Source organism: Ruminococcus sp. B05, assembly GCF_003628495.1.
GTDB lineage: Bacteria > Bacillota > Clostridia > Lachnospirales > Lachnospiraceae > Schaedlerella > Schaedlerella hominis.
On the sequence record NZ_RBZR01000002.1, the window covers coordinates 1 to 21347 of the forward strand.

Here is a 21347-nt window from a genome sequence, read left to right on the forward strand (position 1 = left end):
TGGTTGCGAGCATAACAGACCGCAATATTACCAGTGATCTGGCGATACGCACGCTTCAAAAAGCGTTGGATTCCCAACCGAAGATTCAAGGCGAACTCATCCTGCACAGTGATCAGGGATCCCAGTTGTTTATGTTTCATCTTTCTCGCCTATGAGTACAAAAATACCACCGGCCATTTTGATTGGTGGCAACTATACAACTGCATTTAATGCTTTGTTGTATTCAATGTCTAATTCATGTTTAAACTTTTCAAAATCTACATCAACCAGAATCAATATTCCATCAGAATAATCAAAATCAGTATTGGATATGCTCCTTTCATCTTTTTTTCACTTTCTTGCTATTTAGTTATAGTAATCGATGCCTTGACGTCAATAAATTATGCCCGAAAGCCTGGGAATCTATTTCAATCCCCATTTTTTTCAGGATTCTTTTCTCCGTAATCTCATTAATTTCAGTGTGTCTAGGAACTTGTTCCGTATCATTTCCACGTTTATACGTATCATAATTCCCGCCATGATCTTTGAACAAAAATCTTGCGTCTTCAAGTTTCTTTATCAGGTCACGCCGTTTCACGTACTCATCTCCGTTTTTCTTTGTTATACGCCTTAAATACGCATTTGCCAATAGTAAGTACGCATAATATACGCATTTATTTTATTTTCAAAAAAGGACAACTTGTCACCAGATTGCCCCTTTTCTAGGTTTGTCTCTATGGAGTTTTAACGAGCCGTATGGATTCAGCCTTTGCTTTAATCCCTTTTCTGAAATAACATTTTTCAAGCGAACTGCAACGATGCTATTTGATGCTGTAATATCAAGCAACTTTATTTCTCCTTTCTTTTTAACCAATTTTTGTTTTTGATAATATAATAAAATTCTTGTTTTATCGATATATTTTTAACAAACTTCTTCTTGTTTCCCTTTATTGACATACCAAGATTTACGAAATACAATACCTATATAAATTCAAGTCAAACATCCGTGAGACTTGGCGCGTGATTCTGATCAGCGAAGCTGACATATTCCTATCAGAATCACTGCGCATCCTCGCGGAGCGTTTATCTCAGTCTTCTCGACTGAGATAAAATTGGTTATACTTAAGTCATACAATCAAGTAGAAAGGATGTGATCACATGCCACTATTAAAAAACGATACTTACACAGTCGAAGACATCTACGCTCTTCCAGAAGGAAAACGTGCAGAGCTGATTGACGGACAGATTTATGACATGGCACCACCAAGTCCGTTGCATCAGGAATTAGTAATGGAGCTTTCTGCAACTCTCAGAAATTATATTAGAAATAATAACGGACCATGCAAAGTTTACCCTGCACCATTCGCTGTATTTCTCAATCAAGATGATCGGAATTATGTAGAGCCGGATATCTCAGTAATCTGTGATCCAAACAAAATGAATGACAGAGGATGTAATGGTGCACCGGATTTCATTATCGAAATCGTATCACCAAGCAGTCAGAGAATGGATTATTTGACCAAGTTATTCAAATATCGTACTGCTGGTGTTCGGGAATATTGGATTGTAAACCCTATGAAGCAAACGGTTCAAGTTTACTACTTTGGTAATGTTGAGGATTCAACACAATATTCTTTTGACGATGAAATCAGTGTTGGAATTTATGATGATTTAAAGATTTGTATTACAGATTTATTAAGATAAAATAACCAAGAAAGATCATATGTAATATAGAATTGAAAAAAGTGAAAAAATCGGTATTTGAAGAATTCAGGTGATTGTGCCATCTTACTGTTAAGAGAGGAGATTGCTTATGAAGAAAAAAGTAATTGCAATTATTCCAGTTGTATTATCAATAATATCAGTTCCTGCATGTGGAAGAAAAGAAAAAATGTATGAGATTCCTGATTTATCACAGTACAAGACAGATTATGTAGGAGATTCTTCGAATGTTATAAAAATTGTAAGCAGTCAAGATTATCCGGAAGGATACGCATATGACAGTATAGAGATACATTCTGAGAGTGAGCCTTATGGATTAACAGTTTTTCTAAAAGTTGAGCCGTCTGCCTCTAAGCTCGAAGATGAATTACAGGTTAATGCAGATATAACATTTGATTTGATTGGTAATTTGGAAACACTTGATTATAAAATAGCAGATAGCAAAGAAATTATTGCATCGTATGAACGGTAGTGCAGGATTTTTAGATAATTAAGGAGTGGTTGTGTATGGCAAAAATAGAAAGAAGTATAAATGAAGATTTTGATCAGTTACTTTCCAATATCGAAAATGGGATATTAAATAATAGTATGTCAGCAACACTAGAAGATGCCAGTGACTTTCAAAGTGGAACTGCGCGTTGCAGTGTTCGTGTTTTTGAGCGTTACAGCTATGCTGGTGGAAATAGAGTTAGTCTTAATATTACGCTTTTCCAAAACGACAAAGATCCTGTTCAACTTTCCGCAATTACATCAGGAGGAAGTCAAGCTGTATTTTTCAAAATTAATACATTAGGGGAAGAAGCATTTCTTGACAAGTTGATCGAGTTGCTAGATGTGTAACTTTCTTTTATATAGAAAGAAGCTGCTCACTAATTTCTTAGTTCGCAGCTTCTTCTAACATTCAAACTATTTTATTTTACACTCACTTATAAGATTCTGTATACCGATAACGGATTCTTCTAATTCTTCTGCTATCTCATCTATTGATTTTCCTTTAGAAAGTTTTCTTTGAATTTGTTGCTTTAGCAGTTCAATTCGACCTTCCTCGATTCCAGCCTTTCGTCCTTCTTCAATTCCAGCCTTTCGCCCTTCCTCCAGACCAGCCTCAAATTCAGCCTTCCTCAGCTTTTTCTCTTCTTCATCCTTGTTATATTCGAATATACTCATGCTAATCACCTCAGCTCGATTTTGGATTAGAAATTCCGCTAATATCCCTTCTTTTATACATTCTTCAACAGCACATTCTACCGCTTCTTCTAATGACAGCTCTCCTAAAGAAGTATATTTACGGACTTTCGCTACATACTGAGCATATTCCTTTAATGTTTGACAGTGTTCCATCAGTTCCTGATTATGACCTTCATTAACATTCAGCACGGTTACTCGCAATTCCAGATCCGGATCATCTGTCTGGCATTCATATGCTGATGAAAGTCTGAATTCACTAATGTCTTCAATCTCTTTCATTCCATTATAGAACACAACAAATTTTGGTGCCGGAATCTTCTGTAGCACTGATGAATACAAAGACTTCTGAACAACCAGTTTCTGGTATTCATTGGAGATATAAAACAAGTCTCTTAACGGCATGTTCGGGTTATATGTGGACTGGTGCTCATATAGATATAAATTCATATCCAGAATAAATGCCAAGTCATTTTTCATTCCCATATAAATCGAATTCTCCAATGTCACTACCTGTAATGCATCTGCATCGGTATAATTCTTGTGGTTCATTGCGTTGTAAAGCGACAACAGATTTTCCTTGTTTTCGAACAACATACGGAAAATGGTATCTTTGTACTTTTTTGTTGCTTTTACCGTCCGATTCCGTACAGAATACTTTCTGCTTCTCTGTGCATTCTTTCGTTTTGACATATTCACTTTTCCTCCTTTTTTACAGGAGGTCATCTACTTTTTTCAGCCGCCTCCTGCTTTACATAACTATTGGTATCTAAAGCATAGACTTCTGAAATGAAATTAGAAAATAGATGGTGAATCGTCACCTTAGATTCATAAGAAATATGCTTTGTGTTAGTATAGCACATGCTATTCACAAAAAACAACTTAAAAAGAAGCTGCTCACTAATTTCTTAGCTCGCAGCTTCTTTTTTACCTGTCTCTATATTTTCTCAATTATACTTATTCAGCCAGATTCTCTCCACAATTATCCAGGAATAACTGGAATACCGCCTGTACAGTATTCAGACGATTTTCCATGCGGCTTCCTTTGAAATGGCATTCTCTTACAAATACATTTCCCCGGATATAACAGCTCACAAAGATTAATCCTACCGGTTTCTCCGGCGTACCGCCTCCCGGTCCTGCAATTCCAGTCGAAGCAAAAGCAACATCTGCCCCTGCGGCTTTCGCTGCCCCTTCTGCCATTTCGCGTGCAGTCTGGTCGCTGACAGCACCATATTGCTCTAATGTCTGAATCTGAACTCCAAGTAATCTGTGCTTCGCCTCATTTGAATACGTAACGTACCCTTCATTCAAGACTTCTGATGCCCCGGAAACATTTACCAATGTGCCTGCTATCAGACCTCCTGTACATGACTCTGCAGTCGTTACTGTCCATCCGAATTTTGTAAGAACTTCAACTACACGTTCTTCTAATACATCTTTTTGATCTACCTTTTCTGCCATCTGCCAGTCTGCATACATTTTCTTACATGCCTCCCTGTGTTAAGACCTCTTTATTTTTTACAATATAATCAATCAATGAAATAACGGTAAGTGCCAATGCTATCCAAATCAAAACCTGTGCAATGATATCGAAAATGCCGCCAAAATCTGCAATCAGTACGATAATCATAGCCATCTGAAATACCGTTTTGAATTTTCCCCAGTAGCTTGCGGCGATAACAATTCCGTTATCAGAAGCAACCAGACGGAATCCACTAATGATAAATTCTCTTGCAATGATCACAATAACAATCCACGCCGGAAGTTTTCCCATCTCAATCATACAGATCATTGCTGAACATACGAGAAGTTTATCTGCCAATGGATCCATAAATTTTCCAAAGTTTGTCACCAGATTATATTTTCTTGCAATCTTTCCATCCAACATGTCTGTCAGACTTGCTACACAGAATAAAATGAGTGCGATCCATTTATTCGCCGGTCCACCTACATCTGTTAACATAAAAAACACAAAAAACGGAACCATGATTACTCTTAATACAGTTAGTTTATTCGGTAAGTTCATTTGTCAATCCTCCTATCAGATCATATTCTTCTGCTCCTGTCACTGTTACTTTTGCGAAATCACCTGACATGAGTAGTTCCCCTGTTTCCACAAAAATGAGTCCATCCACCTTCGGTGCATCGCGATAAGTTCTTCCTACATATGCCGGCTCATCTGCAATTTTTCCTTCGATCATAACGAGCATCTCTCTGCCAATCATTTTTTCCGCAGTATCAAAAGCAACCTCCTGCTGAAGTTCCATCAGTTCAGCCTGACGTTCGAATTTTACTTCTTCCTCTATCTGATCTGGCATTGTCGCAGCCGGTGTGTCTTCTTCCGGTGAATATGTAAATACACCCAGACGGTCAAATTCCATCTCATCTACAAATTCTACCAGTTCCTGATGCTGTTCTTCTGTCTCTCCCGGAAATCCTGTGATCAAGGTTGTTCTCAGACAAATATCCGGAATTTCTTTTCGAAGCTTTGTAACAATATCAACCAATTCCTGTTTACTTGTTCTTCTTCCCATACGTTTTAGAATTTCATCATTCGCATGCTGGATCGGAAGATCTAAATAGTGACAGATCTTTGGTTCTTCTTTTATAACCTGAATCAATTCATCTGTAATCTCTTCTGGATAGCAATAGAGGATTCGTATCCACTGAATCCCACTCACTTTACACAGCTCTTTTAATAACTTGTGAAGTGACTTTTCTCCGTAAAGGTCTTTTCCGTAAAGTGTCGTCTCCTGTGCGACCAGAATCAACTCTTTTACGCCTTGTGCTGCCAGTTCTTCTGCTTCTTTGATAAGCTGCTCCATCGGTACACTTCGATAAGTGCCTCGAATCTTCGGAATAATGCAATATGTACAATGCTTGTCGCAACCTTCTGCTATCTTCATATATGCGAAATGTCCGCCTGTTGTTATCTGTCGTTTTGTATTGACAACAGGCAATGCCTGAAGATCCTCCATCTCCAGAAAATGTTTTCCTTCCAATGCTTCGTCAACTGCATCCAGTATCTTGTCATATGCCGTTGTTCCAAGCACTGCATCTACTTCAGGAATCTCATCAATGATCTCTTGCCTGTAACGCTCTGCCAGGCATCCTGTTACGATCAGAGCTTTTAATTTTCCTGTTTTCTTATATTCTGCCATCTCGAGAATATTATCAACGCTTTCCTGTTTTGCATCGTGAATAAAACAGCATGTATTCACAACAATAATATCTGCTTCCTGCTCATCGTCGATCATCTCATAACCTCTGGACGCAAGAAGCCCTAACATTACTTCTGAATCAACCAGATTCTTATCGCATCCCAGGGAAATAAATAATATCTTCATAATCACTCTCCAAATCACTCAGAAAGGCAGATACCTGCCGGAACCTGCCTTTTCTTTATTCTTATCTACTTTTATTCTTCTTTCTCTGCGTTATCAGTAACGATTGTAAGCTTTCCTTCATTCATCTCCTGAATTGCGATAGAAAGTGGTTTTTCACCTTTCTTTGCTTTTACCAGCGGCATCTCTCCGTCGATAAGCTGTCTTGCTCTCTTAGATGTTGCCATAACGATAGAATAACGGCTGTTAACAACCTTTGTTTCGCCCTCTTCCACGTCCTTATTCACTACCTGCATTAAATCTGTATAAGATGGATGTAACATACTTTTATTCTCCTTTCATCTCTTTCAATTCTTTTTGAATCTTTTCTATAAAGTTTGCATTTCTTGAACATCTTAAATGTTCTGCCTGAATAACTGAATGCATCTGTTCCACACACTCTTCCAATGTATCATTAATGATCAGATAATCATAATTCTCCATACCTTCTGCTTCTTCCGCAGCACGGCTCATTCTGGAATTGATCACTTCCATTGTCTCTGTTCCTCGTCCCACAAGACGATGCTTCAGTTCCTGTGCAGTTGGAGGAGCTACGAACAATAACAGTGTATCAGGGAACTTCTCTTTCACCTTCAGCGCTCCTTGAATCTCAATCTCAAGAATCACATCCTTGCCTTCGTCAAGCTTCTGCTCTACATAGCTTCGTGGTGTACCATAGTAATTTTCCACGTATCTAGCATACTCTATCAGCTCATCTTTCGCAATCATTTTTTCAAATTCATCTTTTGAAATGAAAAAATACTCGCGGCCATGAAGTTCTCCTTCTCTTGGCTGTCTTGTTGTTGCCGAAATAGATAACGCATACTTTTCTTCATATTTCTGCAGAAGTTCTTTCATTAAAGTTCCTTTGCCGGCTCCTGAAAAACCGGATACTACGATTAAAATGCCTTTCTTATTCATTTGCTCTCTTCTCCACTATCTCATACTTAAAACCATATTCAATAACTATTCAATATTCTGGATCTGTTCACGAATTTTTTCAATCTCTGTCTTTAATCCAATCGCATAATTCGAAACTTCCAGATCATTCGCCTTTGAAAGGATGGTGTTGGCTTCTCTGTTCATCTCCTGGGCAATAAAATCAAGCTTTCTTCCGATTCCTTCCGTTTCCTCTAATGTATCCCGCATATGCGAAATGTGGCTTTTCAAACGAACTGTCTCTTCGTCTGTACAAATCTTGTCAGCATATAAGATTACTTCAGCTGCCATCCTGTTCTCATCGACTGGCATCTCCAGAAGTTCATGTATCTTATCTTCCAGTTTCTTACGATACTCTTCCACAATCTGTGGTGAACGCTCTTCCACATGTCCTACCAGTGTCTCCATGCCGGAAAGCTTGTTCAAAATATCTTTTTTCAGGTTCTCACCTTCTGTGGTGCGCGTCTCAACAAACTGTGCAAATGCACCTTCTAATGCCATCTTCAGACCACTCCACAAAGCGTCTTCATCATCCGGCTTTTCTTCCATTGTCAATACCTCCGGACAATGTGCCAATGTAGAAACGCGGATATCATTATCAATTCCAAACGATTCTTCCATCTGCTTAAAGTATCTCATGTATTCCGCTGCAAGTGTTTCATTATATTTAAGTGCAGCCTGACTTTCTGAGTTATCTTCGTATGTAATAAAAATATCCACTTTACCACGCAGCGCATACTGTTTTAACAATGTGCGGATTGCAGTTTCGAAAAAATTAAATTTCTTCGGCATACGAATGTTAACGTCTAAATATCTGTGGTTTACCCCTTTTAATTCCACTGTAAATTTTTTAGATCCGGTCTGATACTCATATCTTCCAAATCCTGTCATGCTTTTTATCATGATGTCAACCTCTGTTTATTCGTTTTTTTACATTCATAACATTATACCTCGTAACCACAGTCAAGGTCAACCATTTCACTTTGAGTTTTATAAATTTCTTTATCTGAAAATAAATCTGTGTTATACTTTCTCTGTATCAGTTACTAATTTTTTGTAACCTGACATTCCATATTCAGGAATATAATCATAAAGAAACGAGGATATGATATGGCATTTGATGGAATTGTCGTGGCCAATCTGGTTCACGAATTAAAACAAGAATTAACAAACGGAAGAATTGCCAAAATTGCACAACCAGAAGCCGATGAGCTTCTTCTTACGATCAAGTCTCCTGCCGGACAGAGACGTCTTTGTATTTCGGCAAGTGCATCGCTTCCTTTAATATATTTAACAGACACCAATAAACCAAGCCCTATGACGGCGCCAAACTTCTGCATGCTGCTTCGTAAGCATATTGCAAACGGCCGTATCGTTGATATATGGCAGCCAAAGCTGGAGCGTATCATCCATTTTACGATTGAGCATTTAGATGAGATGGGGGACTTATGCCGTAAGGATTTGATTGTAGAGATTATGGGAAAACACAGCAACATCATTTTCTGCAATGAAGAAGGTATGATTATCGACAGTATTAAGCATGTTCCTGCACAGATGAGTTCTGTACGTGAAGTATTACCGGGACGCACTTATTTTATTCCCGATACAATGGAAAAGCATGATCCGCTAAGTATCACTGCGCAAGATTTTATCGAAACTATTGACAGCAAACCGCTCCCGCTTGCAAAAGCTATCTATACTAGTTTTACCGGTGTCAGTCCTATTGTTGCGGAAGAAATCTGCTACTTATCCGGAATTGATTCTTCTATTACGCCTAAGGAATTATCTGAAGATATCAAGCTGCATTTATATAATCAGTTTACAATTTATTTTTCTGCTGTTTCCGAGGGGGATTTTAAACCGGCTATTTATTATAGTGGAAATGAACCAAAAGAATTTTCTTCACTACCACTGTCGCATTTTTCAAATTATACCCGCAAGGACTTTGAATCTGTTTCTGAAGTGCTGGATCTGTACTATTCTTCTCGAAATGCGCTCACGAGAATCCGCCAAAAATCTACAGACCTTCGTCATATAGTACAGACAGCTCTGGAACGTGCGCGAAAAAAATATGATTTGCAGGTACGCCAGCTTAAGGATACCGAAAATCGTGATAAGTTCAAAGTATACGGAGAACTAATCAATACTTATGGTTATAATCTTGAACCAGATGCGAAAAAGCTAGACGCACTCAATTACTATACAAATGAGATGGTGACGATCCCACTTGATCCAACAAAGACGCCGCAGGAAAATGCACAACGTTATTTTGACAAATACAACAAGCAGAAACGTACCTTCGAAGCACTCTCTCGCTTGATTGAGGAAACGAAAGAGGATATTGATTATCTGGAATCTGTCCAGAACGCACTTTTCATTGCACAGACAGAAGACGATCTTGCTCAGGTCAAGGAAGAATTGATCGAGGCCGGATATATGCGCCGTAAATTCACGAAAAAGAAGATTAAAATTAAAAGTCAGCCTCTGCATTATATTTCCAGTGATGGATATCATATGTATGTTGGAAAGAATAATTTTCAAAATGAAGAACTCACATTTCATTTTGCTGTCGGCAATGACTGGTGGTTTCACGCAAAACAGGCTCCCGGCTCTCACGTTATCGTCAAGACTAACGGAGACGAACTTCCGGACCGTACATTTGAAGAAGCCGGAAAACTTGCCGCTTACTACTCCAGTATGAAGGATAAAGATAAGATTGAGATTGACTATGTCGAGAAAAAGCACGTGAAAAAGCCACGTGGTGGAAAACCTGGATTTGTCGTATATTATACAAATTATTCACTGATCATCGACAGCGATATTTCCGGAATCCAGCTTATAGAATAGATTGAGATTATAAAAAGAGGATGACGAAGCTTTTGTGCTCCATCATCCTCTTCTTTATGCGTTCTGACCCAGCAAAAAATCGATAAACTGCTGTGCTGTTCTTCCCGATAATCCACCATGAGCAAGCTCCCACTTGTTCGCTTCAAGCAACAGCTCTTCCTCCGGCATCTGAATCTGATTTGCTTTTGCCAGCTCTTTTACAATCTGCTGGAACTCTTTCTTTGTCGGTGCTCCATAATAAATTGTCACTCCGAATCTTGCTACTAAAGATAATTTTTCCTGAACCGTATCATTTGTATGCATATCTTCATCACGATCCTGTTTATCCTTAAATGTCTCTCTGATCAGATGACGACGGTTTGATGTCGCATAGATCAGTACGTTGTTTGGCTTTTTCTCTAATCCGCCTTCAATAACGGCTTTCAAATATTTATATTCAATCTCAAATTCTTCAAATGAAAGATCATCCATGTAAATAATAAATTTATAATTACGGTTTTTAATCTGTGCGATTATGTCATTCAAATCTTTAAACTGATGCTTGTAAACTTCAATGATACGCAATCCTTGGTCGTAATACTGATTTAAAACTGCCTTGATAGAAGATGATTTTCCAGTTCCTGCATCTCCATACAACAGACAGTTATTTGCTTTTCTTCCTTCTACAAATGCTTTTGTATTATCGATTAGTTTCTTTTTTGCAATTTCATAACCTACAAGGTCGTCAAGATGTACGTGTGCAATATTGGTAATTGGAACAATCTCTGCACTTTCCCCTTCCAGATGCTCGATACGGAAAGCCTTATGAAGTCCTAATTTTCCGACTCCGAATTCTTTGTAAAATTGTGTCAGGCGTTTTCCAAATAACTCAACTGATTCTGCCTCTCCTAATGATTTACTCAAGTTACAGATTCTGTCCCGAATACGTTTATTAAACACTTTGCTTCCTTCATTTACATTTGTATAATTCAATAAAACAGCAAAGCTTTCTGCATCCAGCTCTTTCATCAATGGTTCAAAATCATAATCAAACAATTCCTTGAACACTTTAAAATCATGCATGGCAATTTGATTGATGCTGCCTTCTACCGGTCCTAGAATTTCACAAGAGGTGCTATAGGCGTTCTCATCATTTGATAAAAGAAATGTCAGGTATGTATGCCATAGGTTTCCTTCAAATCCATGACTGACCGAAATTTCTAACAATTCATTAATGCACTCGAACAATAAACTTCTCAAGTCTTCTCTGTTATAGTATTCATTGTTATAGTTCTCCATCAAAAATGTCATGTCCTGAAGAATCTCTCCATATTCCATGTTTTTGTACAGCATCAATTCATTTGTATGCATTGTAATTCCTTCTTTCTATCAAATAATTGCCATCACATTCAAGTTTCTTATTCCTTAATAATTTTCCAAATACATTCTACTTTTTGTTTTTAGTAATTTCCCAATATATTCAGATTTCTTGTTTCTTCGCGAAGCCCACGAAGCGCATTCTTCACTGCCGGCTGTTCCATATTCCCCTCAAAATCCACAAAGAAACGGTATTCCCAGTTTCTTCCTTCGATTGGTCTTGACTCAATCTTTGTCATATTCAGATCATTATAAATGAAATGGGACAAGATACGATAGAGTGAGCCGCTCTCGTGAGGCAGCTCAAAACTTATACTAATCTTATTCGCATCTTTCAAATATACTTTCTGGTTGGTTACAATTACGAAACGGGTTGAATTATTTTTTTCATCATTGATATTGTCCGCCAGTATTTCCAATCCTTGTAATTTAGCCGCATAAGCACTGCATACCGCTGCCTGTTCTTTATTCTGTTCTTCTGCTACTTTTGCTGCTGCAATTGCAGTGTTTACAACACTGATTCGTTGCCAGTCTGCATGCTCATCGAGAAAATGTGTTGTCTGCATGAGTGCTTCTGCCTTAGAGTAAACACGTTTTACTTCCTCTAATTTAGTTCTGGGAATGCCTGCTAATGTATGTGTAATTGGAATGATTGTCTCTGCAACAATATAATTCTCGAACTCGTCAAGGAGATCGTACATCTCATTTACTGCCCCTGCCGATGAATTTTCAATCGGAAGTACGGCGTAATCTGCCGAACCTTCTTCGATAGCTTCCATTGCATCACGAAATGTATGCACATGAAAGCCATTGCAAGACTCTCCAAAATAATTAAACATGGCAGCTTGTCCATAAGCTCCTTCTACGCCCTGAAATACGACTCTTGCTTTTTCTTTTTCTAGAGATTCAATCGCAATAAATGGGAGTCTTCCCAATGCTCCTGCCTCTACTAATTTCTGATACTGAAGCTTACGGCTCATTGACATCAGCTGTGTATAAAGTTCCTGAATCCCCTTTTTATTAAACTCACCATGTACTTTTGATGCCACATCGGCAAGCTTATTATTCTCTCTTTGTCTGTCCAGAACCTTCTTCCCGCTCTGGATCTTATATTCACCAACTTCACCACACACTTTCATACGTTCTTCAAAAAGCCGGGCAATCTCATTATCTATTCCATCTAACTGTACTCGCAATTCTTCCAGTGTTGCCATAGTCTTTCTCCTTTCCACTTTTTGCGGCAATTCCCCAATAATCGACGCAAAATTGAACAGTAATCATGATATCATATTTTTTTTGCAAAATCTATGTGAAAATGTGTTGAAAATAACCAGAATGTGTTATATTATTATTTAGAATATTTGATAGGAGGTAGCATTATGAACGTCAATGAATGTATCAAAAGCAGAAGAAGTATTCGAAAATACAAACCAAACGCGATTGACCATTCTATTATTGATTCTATTGTTTCCACAACTTCTTTTTCCCCTTCTTGGAAAAACACACAGATTACCCGTTTTATTGCAATTGAAGATCAATCTATTTTAAGCACAATAGCCAAATGCCATGTGCCTGATTATAATGCTAAGATTATAAGTCAGATTCCTATGTTGATCGCCGTAAGCTACATAAAGGGACGCTGTGGATTTGAGCGTGATGGTTCTTATTCTTCCAAAAAAGGAGATCGCTGGCAGATGTTTGATGCCGGAGTTGCCTGCCAGACATTTTGTCTCGCAGCAAAGGAACAGGGTTTAGGCACTGTTATTATGGGAATGTTTGATGAAGATGAGATAAGTAAACTCATTGAACTCCCAGAAGATCAGGAACTTGCTGCTCTCATTGCAATCGGTTATCCTGATATCGAACCGGAAGCACCAAAACGTAAGACTGTTGACGTTTTGCTTCAATATAAATAAGAAATATATGTCATTGAACATACTAGGAGGTATACAAATATGAGACATCTGATGAGTCCTTTAGACTTCTCTGTTGAAGAACTTGACACACTTCTTGATCTTGCACAGGATATCGAGAAGAATCCAAAGAAATACGCACATGCTTGTGACGGAAAAAAACTTGCAACTCTTTTCTATGAGCCAAGTACACGTACACGTCTAAGCCATGAAGCTGCAATGCTGAATCTTGGTGGAAATATTATGGGATTCTCTTCTGCTAATTCAAGCTCTGCTGCTAAAGGTGAAAGCGTATCTGACACGATTCGCACAATTTCATGCTATGCAGATATTTGTGCAATGCGTCATCCAAAAGAAGGTGCTCCTATGGTTGCATGCCAGCACTCTACAATCCCTGTGATCAATGCAGGTGATGGCGGACACGAGCATCCTACACAGACACTTACTGATCTTTTAACAATCCGTAATGTTAAAGGCCGTCTGGACAACATGACAATTGGTCTTTGCGGAGACTTGAAATTCGGTCGTACTGTACACTCTCTGATTCACGCTCTGGTTCGTTACCCTGGAATCAAATTTGTACTTATTTCACCAGAAGAATTACGACTTCCTGACTACGTTCGTCATGATGTCCTTGACAAAATGAACATTCCTTATAAAGAAGTTGTCCGTCTGGAAGATGGTCTTCCTGAACTTGATATTTTATACATGACTCGTGTGCAGAAAGAACGTTTCTTCAACGAAGAAGATTATGTTCGTATGAAAGACTTCTATATTCTTGACAAAAAGAAAATGGAACTTGCCCCTGAAGATATGTACATTCTTCATCCACTTCCACGTGTTAACGAAATCTCTGTTGAAGTTGATGATGACCCACGTGCAGCATATTTCCGTCAGGTACAGTATGGTGTATATGTACGTATGGCATTGATCCTTACACTGCTGGATATTCATGTAGACTAAGTTTAAAACATTTAAATTTTGGAAAGGAATAAAGATTATTATGCAAAATACATTATCAGTTGGAAAAATCTCAGAAGGATTTGTCCTGGATCATATCGAAGCCGGAAAGAGTATGGAAATTTACAAATACCTTCACCTTGATAAACTGGATTGCTGTGTTGCAATCATCAAAAATGCAAAAAGCAGTAAAATGGGAAGAAAAGATATCATGAAAATTGAATGCCCGATTGACTTCATTGATCTTGATATTTTAGGATTCATTGATCACAATATTACGATCAATATCATCCAGAATGAAGAGATCGTTGAGAAAAAACTTCTCAAACTTCCAAAAGAAATTAAAAATGTGATTCGTTGTAAAAACCCTCGCTGTATCACTTCTATCGAGCAGGGACTGGATCATATCTTCGTACTTACAGACGAAGAAAAACAGGTTTATCGTTGTAAATATTGCGAAGAGAAATATCATCGTAAAAACCAGTAATCAAAAAAGCTTTCGCTTCACGATCATTCATCGTAAAGCGAAAGCTTTTTTTAACACTTTTCTGCAATTTCATAAATCAAGCGTTCTGTATCTTCCCATCCAAGACATGGATCCGTAATAGATTTACCATAAATCATATCCGGACATATCTTCTGATTTCCTTCTTCCAGATAACTTTCGATCATTACACCTTTTATCAGCTTTTTAAGCTCTGGATTATAGCTTCTGCTGTGAAGTATCTCACTTGTAATACGAATCTGTTCTTTAAACTTCTTGTTAGAATTTGAATGATTCGCATCAATGATCGCTGCCGGATTTTTCAACTCCATTTTCTGATATAAAGAAAGCAGGCGGACCAAATCTTCATAATGATAATTTGGATTGCATGTACCATACTTATCTACGCCACCGCGCAAAATCACATGTGCAAGATCATTACCATCTGTAGTCACATCCATACCTCGGTAAATAAATGAATGCGAATGCTGTGCTGCTATTACAGAGTTCAGCATAACAAGGAAGTCACCGCTCGTCGGATTTTTCATTCCGATTGGAATATTCATCCCACTCGCTGTAAGGCGATGCTGCTGATTCTCCACTGAACGAGCTCCAATTGCCTCATATGACAAAATATCATCCAGATAGCTTCTATTTTCAGGATAGAGCATCTCATCAGCCGCTGTCAGTCCTGTCTCTTCAATGGCACGGATATGCATCTTGCGAATTGCAATAATTCCTGCCAGTAAGTCCGGTGCCTTATCCGGGTCTGGCTGATGAAGCATACCTTTATATCCTTCTCCGGTTGTTCTAGGTTTGTTTGTATAAATTCTAGGAATGATCATAAGACGATCTGAAACTTTTTCATTAACTCTCGCAAGACGATTCACATACTCGCAGACTGCATCTTCATTATCTGCCGAACACGGTCCCACGATTACAATAAATTTATCGGACTTTCCTGTAAATATATCTCTAATCTCAGCATCTCTTTTTTCTTTAATCTTGATAATCTTGTCTGAAAGCGGATATTCTGCCTTCAAATCAGCCGGTAACGGAAGCTCCGCATTTATTCTCATTCCCATGTTGATATCTCCTTATGTTGTCTCACTGTGTTTTATGTCAATTGTTTCAATGTGTTAAGCAAGACGATGAGCCGGGTTATGTCGTTGAACAATCATCTATCTAGGCCTGTTGTCGCCAACAGGCTCGAGCGACCTACCTAAAGCGTGACGGGCAGCCACATTGCTTTTATCCGGTCTTGCTTCGGATGGGGTTTACATGTGCCCTCTCTGTTACCAGCGAGGCGGTAGTCTCTTACACTGCCTTTCCACCCTTACATATGTAAATACATATGCGGTTTATTTCTGTTGCACTTTCCTTAGAGTCACCTCTACCGGACGTTATCCGGCATCCTGCCCTATGAAGCCCGGACTTTCCTCGTCTGCAATCTTTCGATTCCCGCAGCCGCGATTGTCTGTCCTACTTAACACAGTTAAGAATTGTACCATGATTTTTCCTAAAAGTCCAGTCCCTCATCCACAATCAATGCATTCCCATCTGCTGCTGTTGTTGCAAGTTCATCACATCGTTCATTCTGTGGATGTCCATCGTGTCCTTTAACCCAATGAAATGTCACATCATGCTTTGCTTTCACTGCCATAAGACGCTTCCACAAATCTACATTCTTTACCGGTTCATTTTTTCCACGTTTCCAATTCTTTTTGATCCATGAATCCACCCAATGCTGATTAAACGCATCTACAACATATTTAGAATCGGAATACACATCCACCTGACACGGACGATTTAACGCCTCCAATCCGGAAATTACAGCCATTAATTCCATTCTGTTATTTGTTGTCTTCTTATATCCTTGTGACAACTCCTTTATATGAAGTTGTCCTTTTGTATCCACGTACTCCAATACTGCGCCATATCCTCCCGGTCCATCGGGATTCCCTCTTGCAGCACCATCTGTATATAGTTTTATATGCATCTGCTATATATCTCCCTTTTTAATCTTCACTATGCATTCATCGTCTCCAATGCCTGTACTAATTCCATTATAATATATTCCAGACTTTCTTTTGCTGATTTTTGTCCTTCATGAAGATTTACTATAATTGTCTTGTTACGGATTCCTGCTGTTCCGCGATCCAATATTACTTTCTTCGTATATCGGATATTATATGCCCGGATTGCCTCTGGAATTCCCGGAAGTAAACGATCTGCCACTTCCATCAGTGCATCCGGCGCGCAATCTTTTTTCAAATATCCAACTGCGCCTGTTGTAATGATCAGCTGTACTGCTTCTGAATCTGCCAGCTGCTTAATTACAGCTGCCACTACTGTCTTGTCTTCCGGAAGCACACCTTCTTTTACTTCAAAGCCGATCTGTTCTAGTGTTGTTTTCAATGCAGCACCTGTCTTGCTGCTTTTTTTCTGTTCATATGCTCTTGTATTTATTGTAAATACTGCTGCCTTCACTTCTTGTGTACCCCTTTCTATTTATATCCCCTGCATTTGCCATAAAGGCAGCTTATGTTTTTCTTCCCCAAAGCTGTCCTTTACTTTTTACTTTTTATTTTCTAATCTAATATCTTTCTTGCCAATGAATTTGCCTTTTCATAAACTTCTTCTGCCGGACAATCAAGATAGAATTCTCCGTCCTGATATAATACTTTACCCGCAACCATTGTCATCTTGACATTCTGCTTGCTTCCTGCATATACAAGATTCTTCTCTGTATTCTGGATTGGCTGCATATTCGGCTGTTTGAGATCGATCATGATCAAATCTGCTTTTTTTCCTTCGCTCAAAGTATCACATTCATTAAGTCCCATAGCATGTGCTCCATTTACCGTAGCCATCTTCAAAACTTCCATTGCCGGTACTGCTTCCGGATCATCACACACTACCTTCTGAAGACCTGTCACAAGAAACATCTCTCTAAACATATCAAGGCAGTTGTTACTTGCAGGTCCATCTGTTCCTATAGCAACCGGGATTCCTTCTTTCAGATAACGATTGATCGGTGCGATACCACTTGCCAGTTTCAAGTTTGATGCTGGGTTTGTCACTACATACATACCACGTTTTTTCAAAATATCATAATCTTCTTCATCCAAATGCACACCATGGAATATAGTTCCTCCATAATTAAACAGCCCCAGTGAATCCATATATACAACCGGTGTCATGCCGCTGTGGGCACGACAACCCTCTACTTCTTTTCTTGTCTCCGAACAATGCACACTGACCGGTGCCTGATATTTATGTGCAAGCTGGGCAATATCCTCCATCAGTTCTTTCTTTGTTGTATACTCTGCATGGAAACCAAGACGATGGCTGATCATGCGAGATGGGTCTTCATTCAAACGAATATAATCTTTTTCCATGCTCTCTGCTGTTCCGCCAAAATCATTTGTACTATCACAGAATGTATAGCGGAATCCACAATCTCTGGCTGAACGTGCTCCATCATCTACAAAGAAATACATATCATATGCTGCAGTGATCCCGCTTGTCAGATATTCCATGATTCCTAATTTCGTAAACCAGTATACAGCTTCTCCATCCAGCTTTGCTTCATTTGGAAATACCTGTTTATTCAGCCACTCGTCTAATTTCATATCATCTGCATAAGAACGTAAAAACGTCATTGCTGTATGTGTATGTGCATTTTTAAATCCCGGCATGATCAAATTGCCCTTTGCATCAATTTCTTTATCCCAAACAATATCCGTTTCTTTCCCTTCCGGTCCTGCATAAACAATGGTGTCCCCATCAATCCACACTTCACCCACAAATGCAGACTTTCCTTCTTCCATTGTTAAAATTCTTGCATTATATATCCTTGTATTCATCTTCCATCCTCGTCTTTTCCATAATATTTGTCAGTAGTCTCTCAAATTCTTTACCTCTGCGATATCTCATTTTTTATCACTTACGCAGTCATTTTTATTATACTCTTAAATAATAATACAAACAAGACCTCCATTGCTGTCATTTACAATCTTTTGCATCGTATCCTGCAGCTTCACCTGGCTTTCTTCATTAATTTTTACAAGCTTACTCTGAATCCCCTCTATCACTAATTCTTCTACGGATTTTCCGAAAATATTTGTTGCCCAGACACCTTCTTCTGTCTGACTTTCTGCTTTAATATATTGTACCAGATCTTCCGCCTGTTTTTCACTTCCAACAATCGGAGCAATCTCCGTTGCAATATTCGCCCTGATCATATGAATAGAAGGTGCCTCTGAATGGATTTTCACACCAAACTTATTTCCCTGCTTTATGATTGTTGGTTCATCCAACACGATTTCGTCTCGTTTTGGACTGACAACTCCATAACCTTTTCGTTTCACATCCGCAAATGCATCTTTTATCTGAACATATTCTTCTTTCATCGCAGATAAAGATTTTAAAACAGATATCAATTCATATTCTCCCTGGATAGATGTCCCCGTCAGTTCGCTCAATACTTGATAATAATATTGCATGTCAAACTCTAACTGAACACAGACTTTTCCTGTATCCATCTCAATCCTATCCACCCGAACTTTCTCTATGTAGGGACTGTCTGTTTTTTCTTCTATTAATCCGGCGCTTCTGATATCCACAAGTTCATCTAAAATTTTTTTCACTACTTTCAAAAGATCTTGTTTAATTACATGCTCCCTCGACAACATTTCTACCCATTTGGGAATAAAAAATTCGACCTCCGATATTGGAAATTCATATAAAAGCTGCTGAATCATCTGATTAATATCTTCCATTTTTAATTGTTCGCAGTTCACTGTTATTACTGTTGTCTTATACTTTTTCTCAAGCTCCTGCTTCAAATCCTGTGCTTCCTCAGAATACGGTTTTTTACAATTTAGTATAATTAAAAATGGTTTTCCTATACTTTGAAGTTCTTGTATTGTCTGTTCTTCTGCTGCCACATAATTTTGTCGTGGAATTTCTCCGATACTTCCATCTGTTGTGACAACCAGACCTATTGTTGAATGATCGCGTATTACTTTCTGCGTCCCTATTGCTGCTGCTTTTGTAAACGGGATTTCTGTATCAAACCACGGTGTCTTCACCTGTCGTTCAACATCATGCTCAATATGTCCTATTGCACCATCTACCATAAATCCGACGCAATCAATCAGTCTTACTTTTATATTTACATCCTCTCCCAGCTTTAATTGCGCCGCATCTTTTGGAATAAATTTCGGTTCTGTTGTCATAATCATTGTACCGGATGCCGATTGTGGAAGTTCATCCTGCGTTCTCTTCCTGTCATGCTCATCTGTTATATTGGGAAGCACCAGCAAATCCATAAATCTTTTGATAAATGTCGACTTGCCTGTCCGAACCGGTCCTACTACTCCGATATAAATCTCCCCATTGGTTCTTGTCTGCATATCTTTGTATAACTGAAATGAATCCATAAAAATACCCCCTTGTTCTGCTGATACAAATGTATGCAGACCAAGAGGGGTTTATACGTTTGTTTTCTTTTAATCCAAATTCAAGTCGAACGTCCTATTACACTTCATCTGGCCATGGCAGTGATGCATGTTCGTTTTTAGACTCTCTAAGCATCAATTCGTTTACTGCATCACGCGCTTTCTTACCTTCAAACAAAATCTGGTTGACCGCTGTTACGATTGGCATAGATACATCATATTTTTCTGCAAGTTTTGCTGCTGCTTTTGCAGAATAAACGCCTTCTACTACCATCTGAACTTCATCCATTGCCTCTTGCATGGATTTTCCCTGTCCCATAAGATATCCGGCTTTACGGTTACGGCTGTGTACACTTGCACAGGTTACAATTAAATCTCCAATTCCTGTAAGCCCTGTAAATGTTTCCAGTTTTCCACCCATCTTCATACCAAGTCTTGCAATCTCTGCGATTCCACGTGTGATAAGTGCGGCTTTTGTATTGTCTCCATAACCCAGCCCGTCAGCCATGCCGGCTGCCAGTGCAATCACATTCTTAAGTGAACCGCCAAGCTCGATTCCCAGAATATCCGGGCTGATATAAACACGAAATACCGGACTGATAAAAGCCTTCTGAAGATATTCTGCTGTTTTCTTAGTCTTTGCTCCAATCACACATGTCGTTGGTAATTTTCTTCCAACCTCCTCTGCATGACTTGGTCCTGAAAGTACTGCCACATCTGCTTGAGGAATCTCTTCCTCTATCTGTTGAGACAATGTCTTCAATGTACTCTCTTCAATACCTTTCGCAACGTCTACGATTTTTTGTCCCTCTGCAACATACGGGCACATCTTCTTTGCCGTTGCTCTTGTAAATGGAGATGGTACTGCCAATACAAGAAAATCTTTTCCTTCAATTGCTTCCTGAAGATTTCCTGTGATCAGCATCTTATCAGACAGCTTTACTCCCGGCAATTTTTTAGCATGTTCACGCTGCTCATTCAACATCTTCACTTCTTCCGAATCGATCGACCAAATCGTCACCTGATGTCCGTTATCATCCAAAAGTACCGATAATGCTGTTCCCCAGCTTCCTGCTCCAATTACTCCTACGTTTGCCACATCAAACACCCC

Annotated in this window: 24 protein-coding genes, 1 other RNA gene and 1 pseudogene; 8 read left to right on the plus strand and 18 right to left on the minus strand. The window is 38.8% G+C overall.

Translation table 11 applies throughout. From position 1 onward, the window contains the following. Positions 1–125, plus strand: a pseudogene (locus tag D8Q48_RS03010) (IS3 family transposase); the annotation flags it as partial. A gap of 224 nt (positions 126–349) precedes the next feature. Here D8Q48_RS03010 and D8Q48_RS03015 read toward each other — a convergent pair. Both D8Q48_RS03015 and D8Q48_RS17085 read right to left on the minus strand, forming a co-directional pair. Continuing rightward, positions 350–577: a toxin-antitoxin system, toxin component, HicA family protein gene (locus tag D8Q48_RS03015; RefSeq protein ID WP_117991904.1), complete on the minus strand. Its 228-nt coding sequence runs from the start codon at positions 575–577 to the stop codon at positions 350–352. A gap of 105 nt (positions 578–682) precedes the next feature. Beyond that, the gene (locus tag D8Q48_RS17085; RefSeq protein ID WP_172696955.1) at positions 683–826 is read right to left on the minus strand and encodes a hypothetical protein; all 144 of its coding nucleotides are present in this window, start codon (positions 824–826) and stop codon (positions 683–685) included. 311 nt (positions 827–1137) lie between these two features. Between D8Q48_RS17085 and D8Q48_RS03020 the strand changes: the two genes are divergently transcribed. The 3 genes from D8Q48_RS03020 to D8Q48_RS03030 all read left to right on the plus strand — a co-directional run bounded on the left by D8Q48_RS03020 (position 1138) and on the right by D8Q48_RS03030 (position 2541). Further along, entirely contained in the window at positions 1138–1683 is a 546-nt protein-coding gene (locus tag D8Q48_RS03020) for a Uma2 family endonuclease (RefSeq protein WP_121055381.1), read from the plus strand. A gap of 109 nt (positions 1684–1792) precedes the next feature. Next, on the plus strand, positions 1793–2173 hold the full coding sequence (locus D8Q48_RS03025) for a DUF4825 domain-containing protein (RefSeq protein ID WP_121055383.1): 381 nt from the start codon (positions 1793–1795) through the stop codon (positions 2171–2173). Between the two features lie 35 nt (positions 2174–2208). After that, positions 2209–2541, plus strand: coding sequence for a DUF6054 family protein (locus tag D8Q48_RS03030; protein WP_121055385.1), 333 nt, complete (start codon positions 2209–2211; stop codon positions 2539–2541). A gap of 66 nt (positions 2542–2607) precedes the next feature. On the opposite strand, the gene D8Q48_RS03035 is transcribed toward D8Q48_RS03030, so the two are convergent. The 7 genes from D8Q48_RS03035 to D8Q48_RS03065 form a co-directional block, all read right to left on the minus strand. Next, entirely contained in the window at positions 2608–3579 is a 972-nt protein-coding gene (locus D8Q48_RS03035; protein ID WP_121055565.1) for a hypothetical protein, read from the minus strand. A 264-nt stretch (positions 3580–3843) separates the two neighbouring features. After that, entirely contained in the window at positions 3844–4368 is a 525-nt protein-coding gene (locus D8Q48_RS03040; RefSeq protein WP_117989686.1) for a CinA family protein, read from the minus strand. A 4-nt stretch (positions 4369–4372) separates the two neighbouring features. Beyond that, positions 4373–4915, minus strand: coding sequence for a CDP-diacylglycerol--glycerol-3-phosphate 3-phosphatidyltransferase (pgsA, locus tag D8Q48_RS03045; RefSeq protein ID WP_121055387.1), 543 nt, complete (start codon positions 4913–4915; stop codon positions 4373–4375). Further along, positions 4899–6236, minus strand: coding sequence for a 30S ribosomal protein S12 methylthiotransferase RimO (rimO, locus tag D8Q48_RS03050; protein ID WP_121055389.1), 1338 nt, complete (start codon positions 6234–6236; stop codon positions 4899–4901). Before rimO ends, pgsA begins: the two co-directional genes overlap by 17 nt. A 71-nt stretch (positions 6237–6307) precedes the next feature. Further along, on the minus strand, positions 6308–6556 hold the full coding sequence (rpoZ, locus tag D8Q48_RS03055; RefSeq protein ID WP_117989683.1) for a DNA-directed RNA polymerase subunit omega: 249 nt from the start codon (positions 6554–6556) through the stop codon (positions 6308–6310). A 4-nt stretch (positions 6557–6560) separates the two neighbouring features. Then, the gene (gmk, locus tag D8Q48_RS03060; protein WP_117989682.1) at positions 6561–7193 is read right to left on the minus strand and encodes a guanylate kinase; all 633 of its coding nucleotides are present in this window, start codon (positions 7191–7193) and stop codon (positions 6561–6563) included. Positions 7194–7238: 45 nt separating this feature from the next. Beyond that, positions 7239–8114, minus strand: a complete 876-nt coding sequence (locus D8Q48_RS03065; protein WP_117989681.1) for a YicC/YloC family endoribonuclease — start codon at positions 8112–8114, stop codon at positions 7239–7241. 207 nt (positions 8115–8321) lie between these two features. On the opposite strand from D8Q48_RS03065, the gene D8Q48_RS03070 reads away from it, so the two are divergent. Then, the gene (locus D8Q48_RS03070) at positions 8322–10058 is read left to right on the plus strand and encodes an NFACT RNA binding domain-containing protein (protein ID WP_117989680.1); all 1737 of its coding nucleotides are present in this window, start codon (positions 8322–8324) and stop codon (positions 10056–10058) included. Between the two features lie 54 nt (positions 10059–10112). Here D8Q48_RS03070 and D8Q48_RS03075 read toward each other — a convergent pair whose 3' ends face one another. After that, a complete protein-coding gene (locus tag D8Q48_RS03075; RefSeq protein ID WP_121055391.1) occupies positions 10113–11408 on the minus strand; it encodes an ATP-binding protein in 1296 nt (431 codons plus the stop codon). An 89-nt stretch (positions 11409–11497) separates the two neighbouring features. Beyond that, positions 11498–12628 carry a prephenate dehydratase gene (pheA, locus tag D8Q48_RS03080; RefSeq protein ID WP_121055393.1) on the minus strand — a complete coding sequence of 377 codons (1131 nt, stop codon included), beginning with the start codon at positions 12626–12628 and terminating at the stop codon, positions 11498–11500. Positions 12629–12793: 165 nt separating this feature from the next. On the opposite strand from pheA, the gene D8Q48_RS03085 reads away from it, so the two are divergent. From D8Q48_RS03085 to D8Q48_RS03095, 3 genes are read left to right on the plus strand one after another with little or no spacing between them, the layout of a single operon-like run. Beyond that, on the plus strand, positions 12794–13330 hold the full coding sequence (locus D8Q48_RS03085) for a nitroreductase family protein (protein WP_117989677.1): 537 nt from the start codon (positions 12794–12796) through the stop codon (positions 13328–13330). 39 nt (positions 13331–13369) lie between these two features. After that, complete coding sequence (pyrB, locus tag D8Q48_RS03090) at positions 13370–14290, plus strand: aspartate carbamoyltransferase (RefSeq protein WP_117989676.1); 921 nt, start codon at positions 13370–13372, stop codon at positions 14288–14290. A 40-nt stretch (positions 14291–14330) separates the two neighbouring features. Further along, on the plus strand, positions 14331–14774 hold the full coding sequence (locus tag D8Q48_RS03095; RefSeq protein ID WP_117989675.1) for an aspartate carbamoyltransferase regulatory subunit: 444 nt from the start codon (positions 14331–14333) through the stop codon (positions 14772–14774). A 50-nt stretch (positions 14775–14824) separates the two neighbouring features. Here D8Q48_RS03095 and D8Q48_RS03100 read toward each other — a convergent pair whose 3' ends face one another. The 7 genes from D8Q48_RS03100 to D8Q48_RS03130 all read right to left on the minus strand — a co-directional run bounded on the left by D8Q48_RS03100 (position 14825) and on the right by D8Q48_RS03130 (position 21335). Beyond that, positions 14825–15856 carry a 3-deoxy-7-phosphoheptulonate synthase gene (locus tag D8Q48_RS03100; protein ID WP_121055395.1) on the minus strand — a complete coding sequence of 344 codons (1032 nt, stop codon included), beginning with the start codon at positions 15854–15856 and terminating at the stop codon, positions 14825–14827. Between the two features lie 51 nt (positions 15857–15907). Continuing rightward, positions 15908–16260: RNase P RNA component class A (gene rnpB, locus D8Q48_RS03105), an RNA gene on the minus strand. Between the two features lie 30 nt (positions 16261–16290). Then, positions 16291–16770 (minus strand): ribonuclease HI, encoded by a 480-nt coding sequence (rnhA, locus tag D8Q48_RS03110; protein WP_117989673.1) that lies wholly within the window; start codon positions 16768–16770, stop codon positions 16291–16293. A gap of 29 nt (positions 16771–16799) precedes the next feature. Further along, positions 16800–17261, minus strand: coding sequence for a molybdopterin-binding protein (locus D8Q48_RS03115; RefSeq protein ID WP_117989672.1), 462 nt, complete (start codon positions 17259–17261; stop codon positions 16800–16802). Between the two features lie 101 nt (positions 17262–17362). Next, positions 17363–18640, minus strand: a complete 1278-nt coding sequence (locus tag D8Q48_RS03120) for an amidohydrolase (protein ID WP_121055397.1) — start codon at positions 18638–18640, stop codon at positions 17363–17365. A 105-nt stretch (positions 18641–18745) separates the two neighbouring features. Further along, entirely contained in the window at positions 18746–20218 is a 1473-nt protein-coding gene (gene spoIVA, locus D8Q48_RS03125) for a stage IV sporulation protein A (protein WP_117989670.1), read from the minus strand. Positions 20219–20315: 97 nt separating this feature from the next. Beyond that, the gene (locus D8Q48_RS03130) at positions 20316–21335 is read right to left on the minus strand and encodes an NAD(P)H-dependent glycerol-3-phosphate dehydrogenase (RefSeq protein WP_117989715.1); all 1020 of its coding nucleotides are present in this window, start codon (positions 21333–21335) and stop codon (positions 20316–20318) included. Positions 21336–21347: the final 12 nt, after the last annotated feature.